Annotated in this window: 1 protein-coding gene; it reads left to right on the forward strand. The window is 67.1% G+C overall.

What is annotated here, in order from left to right; all coding sequences use genetic code 11:
• Positions 1 to 1,488 (forward strand): Ig-like domain-containing protein (locus AC1DYD_RS41340; RefSeq protein ID WP_478178485.1); only part of this gene is annotated, 1,488 nt, incomplete at both ends.

Raw genomic sequence — 1,488 nt, forward strand, 5'->3', positions numbered from 1 at the left:
CCATCCATCACGGTGGGCGGCCCGATCGCGGGCGACGGCGTGATCAACGCCGCCGAGGCCGAAGCCCTGGTGGTGAGCGGAACGACCACGAATGTGGAAGACGGCCAGACGGTCACGCTGACCTTCAGCGACGGCGTGAACAGCGTGGTGGTCACGGCCTTCGTCAACGGTGGTGTGTGGACGACCTCGGCCGCCGATCTCGGTGGCTTGACCAGCGGCACGATCACGATCACGGCGAACGTCAGCAACGCAGCTGGCAACCCGGCGAGCTACAGCGACAGCGCCGTGCTGGAAATGACGCCACCGACGACGCCGGTCGTTAACGAGAACAACGGCAACGGCCTGGCCGGCACCGGTGAAGAAGGCAGCATCGTGATCGTCACCGACGGTGGCGGCAATGTCGTGGGCAGCGCCGTGGTGGATCCGGACGGCAACTGGCGCATCGAACCGAACCCGCTGCCCGAAGGCGAGCCGGGAACGATCGAGGCGATCGACGATGCGGGCAACAAGTCCGAGCCGGTCGAGATCGTGGGCGGTGACCAGACGGCGCCGACGACCCCTGTGGTGACCGAGAACAACGGTGGCGGCCTGGCCGGCACCGGTGAAGAAGGCAGCATCGTGATCGTCACCGACGGTGGCGGCAATGTCGTGGGCAGCGCCGTGGTGGATCCGGACGGCAACTGGCGCATCGAACCGAACCCGCTGCCCGAAGGCGAGCCGGGAACGATCGAGGCGATCGACGATGCGGGCAACAAGTCCGAATCGGTCGAGATCGTGGGTGGTGACCAGACGGCGCCGACGACCCCTGTGGTCAATGAGAACAACGGCGGTGGCCTGGCCGGCACTGGCGAAGAAGGCAGCACCGTGATCGTCACCGACGGTGGCGGCAATGTCGTGGGCAGCGCCGTGGTGGATCCAGACGGCAACTGGCGCATCGAGCCGAACCCGCTGCCCGAAGGCGAGCCGGGAACGATCGAGGCGATCGACGAGTCGGGCAACAAGTCCGAACCGGTCGAGATCGTGGGCGGTGACCAGACCGATCCGTCGACGCCGGTCGTGACGGAGAACAACGGTGGCGGCCTGGCCGGCACCGGTGAAGAAGGCAGCATCGTGATCGTCACCGACGGTGGCGGCAATGTCGTGGGCAGCGCCGTGGTGGATCCGGACGGCAACTGGCGCATCGAACCGAACCCGCTGCCCGAAGGCGAGCCGGGCACGATCGAGGCGATCGACGATGCGGGCAACAAGTCCGAATCGGTCGAGATCGTGGGTGGTGACCAGACTGCGCCGACGACCCCTGTGGTCAATGAGAACAACAGTGGCGGCCTGGCCGGCACCGGTGAAGAAGGCAGCATCGTGATCGTCACCGACGGTGGCGGCAATGTCGTGGGCAGCGCCGTGGTGGATCCGGACGGCAACTGGCGCATCGAACCGAACCCGCTGCCCGAAGGCGAGCCGGGAACGATCGAGGCGATCGACGATGCGGGC

The organism is Variovorax sp. P4_B11, from assembly GCF_056402355.1.